This is a genomic window from Paenisporosarcina sp. P5_A11 (assembly GCF_056400705.1).
Genome location: NZ_JBFUKT010000190.1, coordinates 1 through 6,260, shown reverse-complemented (window position 1 = coordinate 6,260; position 6,260 = coordinate 1). Strand labels below are relative to the sequence as shown.

6 protein-coding genes are annotated in these 6,260 nt (G+C 40.0%); all 6 read left to right on the top strand.

What is annotated here, in order from left to right:
- Positions 1–865: phosphate butyryltransferase (gene yqiS, locus AC1DOS_RS17255; protein ID WP_477538490.1), on the top strand; the 865-nt coding region annotated here is incomplete at its 5' end.
- Positions 866–896: 31 nt separating this feature from the next.
- A complete protein-coding gene (bcd, locus tag AC1DOS_RS17250; protein WP_108586803.1) occupies positions 897–1,991 on the top strand; it encodes a branched-chain amino acid dehydrogenase in 1,095 nt (364 codons plus the stop codon).
- A 144-nt stretch (positions 1,992–2,135) separates the two neighbouring features.
- Positions 2,136–3,224, top strand: a complete 1,089-nt coding sequence (buk, locus tag AC1DOS_RS17245) for a butyrate kinase (RefSeq protein WP_477538489.1) — start codon at positions 2,136–2,138, stop codon at positions 3,222–3,224.
- A gap of 16 nt (positions 3,225–3,240) precedes the next feature.
- A complete protein-coding gene (gene lpdA, locus AC1DOS_RS17240; protein ID WP_108586802.1) occupies positions 3,241–4,671 on the top strand; it encodes a dihydrolipoyl dehydrogenase in 1,431 nt (476 codons plus the stop codon).
- A gap of 29 nt (positions 4,672–4,700) precedes the next feature.
- The gene (locus tag AC1DOS_RS17235; RefSeq protein ID WP_108586801.1) at positions 4,701–5,711 is read left to right on the top strand and encodes a thiamine pyrophosphate-dependent dehydrogenase E1 component subunit alpha; all 1,011 of its coding nucleotides are present in this window, start codon (positions 4,701–4,703) and stop codon (positions 5,709–5,711) included.
- The coding region (locus tag AC1DOS_RS17230; RefSeq protein WP_477538488.1) for an alpha-ketoacid dehydrogenase subunit beta at positions 5,711–6,260 on the top strand (550 nt) is incomplete at its 3' end. The genes AC1DOS_RS17235 and AC1DOS_RS17230, both read left to right, overlap by 1 nt.

The following is a 6,260-nucleotide window of genomic DNA, read 5'->3' as shown; positions in this document are numbered from 1 at the left end:
CGATAATGTCGTAGCAGTAGCATCTGCGGCAGATTTGGAAGTACTGGACGCTATTAGCATGGCAATTGAACATGATATGGCAAGCTTTCGTTTGTACGATAAGGAACAAAAGTTAAAAGAAATGATGACTCAACATTTTCCGCACCTATTGAATCATCCTAAAATCTTCACACAACATGTTAAAGATGATCAACAAGCGGCAATAGCAGCCGTAAAGTCTGTTCATTTAAATGAAGCAAACGTTTTAATGAAAGGACATATTCCTACTGCTTTAATTTTAAAAGCTGTGTTGAATCCGGATTTCGGACTTCGAACAGGAAGCGTACTTTCCCATGTTGCTGCATTTGAAATCAATGGTTTTGAACGTTTGATTTTTGTCACAGATGCTGCAATGAATATTGCACCAGATTTAGCACAAAAAGCACAAATAATCCAAAATGCTGTAATGGTAGCACATTCAGTTGGTGTTGAAAATCCAATTGTAGCTCCACTCGCAGCGGTTGAAACCGTAAACCCATCGATGCAACCCACTCTTGACGCTGCTGCTCTAGTAGCTATGAATATAAGAGGACAAATAAAAGGCTGCGTGGTTGATGGACCAGTCGCGCTTGATAATGCTATTTCGGTTGAGGCTGCCCATCATAAAGGTTTAACAGGTCAACATGCAGGACAAGCCGATATTTTGCTTGTACCGAATATTGAAGCAGGCAATATTTTATATAAATCACTTGTTTACTTTGCGAGAGCAAAAGTAGGAGCGGTTATAGTAGGAGCGAAAGCGCCCATTGTCTTAACTTCACGATCAGATAGTGCAGAGAGTAAATTAAACTCATTAGCATTAGCAATTTGTTCGTCTAGTAACTGAAAGTACAACCAAAACCTAGGAGGAATTTATTATGGAAATTTTTAAATATATGGAGACTTATGATTACGAACAATTGGTATTTTGCCAAGATAAAACTTCAGGATTGAAAGCAATTATAGCGATTCACGATACAACATTAGGACCAGCTCTAGGCGGTACACGTATGTGGACTTACGCTTCAGAAGAAGATGCAATTGAAGACGCACTTCGTTTAGCAAAAGGAATGACTTACAAAAATGCAGCTGCTGGTTTAAACCTTGGTGGTGGTAAAGCAGTTATTATCGGCGATCCTCTAAAAGACAAAAACGAAGAAATGTTCCGTGCTTTCGGTCGCTTCATTCAAGGTTTAAACGGTCGTTACATTACTGCTGAAGACGTGGGTACTACAGTAGCTGATATGGATTTAATTCATGAAGAAACAAACTACGTGACAGGTATTTCACCTGCATTTGGTTCATCAGGTAACCCATCTCCAGTTACAGCATACGGCGTATACCGTGGTATGAAAGCTGCAGCAATGGAAGCATTCGGAAGTGATTCACTTGAAGGCAAACGCATTGCAGTTCAAGGTGTAGGTAACGTAGCTTATAACTTATGCCGTCATTTACATGAAGAAGGCGCAATTCTAATTGTTACTGATATTAATAAAGCAGCTGTTGACCGCGTGGTTGAAGAGTTCGGTGCTACTGCAGTTAATACAGATGAAATCTATTCACAAGAAGTTGATATTTTCGCTCCATGTGCTCTTGGTGCAATTATTAATGACCATACGATTCCACAATTAAAAGCAAAAGTTATCGCTGGCGCTGCAAATAACCAATTAAGAGAAACTACTCACGGTGATCAATTACATGAACTTGGTATCGTTTATGCACCTGACTATGTAATTAACGCTGGTGGAGTAATCAACGTTGCGGATGAGTTATATGGTTACAACCGTGAACGTGCAATGAAACGTGTAGAAACAGTTTATGACAACATTGCTAAAGTAATGGAAATTTCACGCACTCAAGGAATTCCGACATATTTAGCAGCTGACCGTTTGGCTGAAGAACGAATCGCTCGTGTTGGTAAATCACGTAGCCAATTCTTACAAAACGGCAAACATATTTTAAGCGGACGTTAATTTAGAAAATAGTGTATTGTATTAGCTGGATCCGGTTGTTGAAGGAACTCATCTGCAACATTTTTTAAAACTGAGATTCTAAAGCAATCGGATGAGCTAATATTTTGTTATTTTAAAATTTTGAAATTTTTGGGAGGAATCATTGTGCAAGAACATACATATCGCATTCTTGTCATCAACCCAGGTTCCACATCTACAAAAATTGGTGTTTTTGAAAACGATTTTTTATTGATGGAGAAAACAATCCGACACTCTTCTGAAGAGATTGGAAAGTATTCTTCTATCATTGATCAGTACGAATTTCGTAAGCAAACGATTTTAGAAGCATTGGATGAAGAAGGAATAAACATTTCGAAGTTGTCTGCTGTGTGTGGTAGAGGTGGACTCCTTCGTCCAATTGAAGGCGGAACTTATGCGGTAAATGACGCAATGTTAGTAGATTTAAAAAAAGGATACTCTGGTCAACACGCGTCTAACTTAGGTGGGATTTTAGCATTTGAAATTGCAACAGGTTTGAATATACCTTCTTACATTGTCGATCCAGTGGTCGTAGATGAGTTGGCTCCGATTGCACGCATTTCAGGATTTTCGTTAATTGAACGAAAATCAATTTTTCATGCATTAAATCAAAAAGCTGTTGCACGACGATATGCTAAAAAGTGCGGCAAAAACTATGAAGACATGCGACTGATAGTTACTCATATGGGTGGCGGTATTACAGTTGGCGTCCATCAAAATGGCCGAGTGATCGAAGTTAACAATGGGTTACACGGAGATGGACCATTTAGTCCAGAACGAGCAGGGACAGTTCCTGCCGGTGACTTAATTGATCTTTGTTTCTCTGGCGAATACTATCGACATGAGATCATGAAAAAATTAGTAGGGCAAGGTGGACTTGTCAGTTACCTTGGCACGAACGATGCCGTGGCTGTAGAAAAACGCATAGCAAAAGGCGACAAAGAAGCTGAACTTGTTTATGATGCTATGGCTTATCAAGTTGCACGAGAAATTGGTTCGGCAAGTACTGTGTTAGATGGTAAAATTGATGCCATCATATTAACAGGTGGATTAGCTTACGGAAAAGACTTTGTTGAGTCGATTTCAAAACGCATTAACTGGATTGCTGATGTTGTTGTGCAACCAGGTGAAAATGAATTACAAGCTTTATCAGAAGGTGCCATTCGCGTGCTAAATGGTGAAGAACAAGCAAAAGTGTACCCGAACCTAAAATAAAAGGAGGCCGAAAGTTATGGCTCAAAATTACGATATCGTTATTCTTGGAGGCGGGACTGGCGGATATGTAGCTGCAATCCGTGCGGCTCAGTTAGGACTAAAAACAGCAATCGTTGAAAAAGGAAACTTAGGTGGAACTTGTTTACATAAAGGTTGTATCCCAAGTAAAGCTTTACTTCGCAGTGCTGAAGTATATGCAACAACAAAAAATCATGCTGCAGACTTTGGTGTTAACACTGGAGAAGTAACATTAGATTTCTCACGTGTACAAGCACGTAAAGAAAGCATCGTTTCACAGCTTCATCAAGGAGTTCAAGGCTTGATGAAGAAAGGGAAAATCGATGTTTTTGAAGGTACTGGCCGAATGTTAGGACCGTCAATCTTCTCTCCATCTCCAGGTGGAACAGTTTCTGTTGAGATGAACAATGGTGAAGAAAATGAAATGCTTATTCCGAAAAACGTAATTATTGCGACAGGTTCACGTCCTCGTTCACTTCCAGGCTTAACAATCGATGGAACTCAGGTCATGACTTCTGATGAAGCACTTCTTATGACAGAGTTGCCAAAATCCATCCTAATCGTTGGTGGTGGTGTTATTGGGATTGAATGGGCTTCTATGTTAAATGATTTTGGTGTAGAAGTAACTGTAATTGAATATGCAGATCGTATTATTCCAACGGAAGATGCAGACGTTTCAAAAGAAATGCAAAAACTATTGTCGAAAAAAGGGATTACTTTTGCGACAAGTGCAAAAGTGCTATCTGAGACATTAGAAACTTCTGATGGGTCGGTAACAATTTCTGCAGAGTTAAAAGGTGAAACAAAAACGTTTACAGCTGAAAAGATGTTGGTTTCGGTGGGTCGTCAAGCGAACGTAGAAAATATTGGGATTGAAAATACGGATATCTTGGTTGATAAAGGATTTGTCCAAGTAAAAGATACGTTCCAAACGAAAGAATCTCACATTTACGCAATTGGGGATGTCATTGGAGGCTTACAACTTGCTCATGTTGCTTCTCATGAAGGGATTACAGCGGTTGAACATATTGCAGGTCAAAAGACACATGCGATTGATTACAACCTAGTATCTCGTTGTATTTATTCTAATCCAGAAGCGGCAAGTGTTGGGATTACGCAACAACAAGCTAAAGATCAAGGTTTCGATGTGAAAGTGGGTAAATTCTCATTTAAAGCAATCGGAAAAGCCCTTGTTTATGGCGAATCAGACGGCTTTGTGAAAATCATCGCTGATAAAAATACAAATGATATTCTTGGTGTACACATGATTGGACCTCATGTAACAGATATGATTTCTGAAGCAGGTCTAGCTATGGTACTTGATGCAACGCCTTGGGAAATTGCAAACACAATACACCCACATCCAACACTTTCTGAAGTGATGGGTGAAGCGGCTTTGGCTGTTGAAGGTAAAGCAATTCATATGTAACAATCACAGATTAAAAGGGGGATGTTCAGATGGCAAAAAATCGTCATGAAGAACTAGGGTTGTCTAACGATGACGTACTTAAAATTTTTGAAACGATGCTTATGGCACGTCGAGTGGATGAGCGTATGTGGTTATTGAACCGTGCAGGGAAAATTCCTTTCGTTATTTCATGTCAAGGCCAGGAAGCAACACAAGTAGGTGCGGCTTTCGCACTTGATAACACGAAAGATTATATCGCACCTTATTACCGTGATATGGGTGTAGTTTTACACTTCGGTATGACAGTTCGTGATTTGATGCTTTCTGCTTTTGCAAAAGCGGAAGATCCAAACTCAGGTGGACGTCAAATGCCTGGTCACTTTGGGCAAAAGAAAAATCGTATATTGACAGGTTCTTCTCCAGTAACAACACAACTTCCACACGCAGTTGGAGTGGCACTTGCGGGAAAAATTAAACAAAAAGATTTCATTACTTTCGTGACGCTAGGTGAAGGTTCATCTAACCAAGGTGACTTCCATGAAGGATTAAACTTTGCAGGTGTTCATAAATTACCATGTATTACTTTGGTGGAAAACAATAAGTATGCGATTTCTGTACCTTACGATAGACAGGTAGCTGCTAAAAACGTATCTGACCGTGCAATTGGCTACGGTATGCCTGGTTTCACAGTCGATGGAACAGATCCTTTAGAAGTTTATAAAGTGGTTAAAGAAGCTGCTGACCGTGCTCGTAACGGAGAAGGCCCAAGCTTAATCGAAGCGGTATCGCACCGATTGACGGCTCACTCATCTGATGATGACCAACGCCAATATCGTACTAAAGAGGATCTTGCAGAGGGACAAGCTGCTGATCCAATCGGCAAGTTCGCTGCTTATCTAACAGAATTGAACATTTTAACTGAAGAAATTGAAAAAGATTTGAATGACCGGATTATGAAAGAAGTTAACGAAGCAACAGATTATGCAGAAAATGCTCCATATGCTGCACCTGAAGATGCTTTGAAATACGTCTATGCTGAAAAAGACGGGGGGAACGCATAATGGCAGTTATGTCTTATATTGACGCGATTACACTTGCAATGAAAGAAGAGATGGAACGTGATGAAAACGTCTTTATCCTTGGTGAAGACGTAGGTCATAAAGGTGGCGTATTCAAAGCTACTCAAGGACTATACGATCAATTTGGTGGAGACCGCGTAATGGACACTCCGTTAGCAGAATCTGCTATTGCTGGTGTCGGAATTGGTGCAGCAATGTATGGAATGCGCCCGATTGCAGAAATGCAATTTGCTGATTTCATCATGCCAGCAGTTAACCAAATCATTTCTGAAGCTTCACGTATTCGTTACCGTTCAAATAATGACTGGTCTTGTCCAATCGTTTTCCGTGCACCTTTTGGTGGAGGAATTCATGGAGCACTTTATCATTCACAATCTGTGGAAGCAATTTTTGCTAACCAACCGGGATTAAAAATCGTGATTCCTTCAACACCTTACGATGCAAAAGGCTTATTAAAAGCTGCAATCCGTGATGATGATCCTGTAATGTTCTTTGAACACAAACGTGCATATCGTTTGATCAAAGGTGAAG

Bases quoted from the DNA above. Each gene is read 5' to 3' on its own strand.
- bcd (WP_108586803.1), top strand. From the start codon at position 897: ATGGAAATTTTTAAATATATGGAGACTTATGATTACGAACAATTGGTA.
- lpdA (WP_108586802.1), top strand. From the start codon at position 3,241: ATGGCTCAAAATTACGATATCGTTATTCTTGGAGGCGGGACTGGCGGA.
- AC1DOS_RS17235 (WP_108586801.1), top strand. From the start codon at position 4,701: ATGGCAAAAAATCGTCATGAAGAACTAGGGTTGTCTAACGATGACGTA.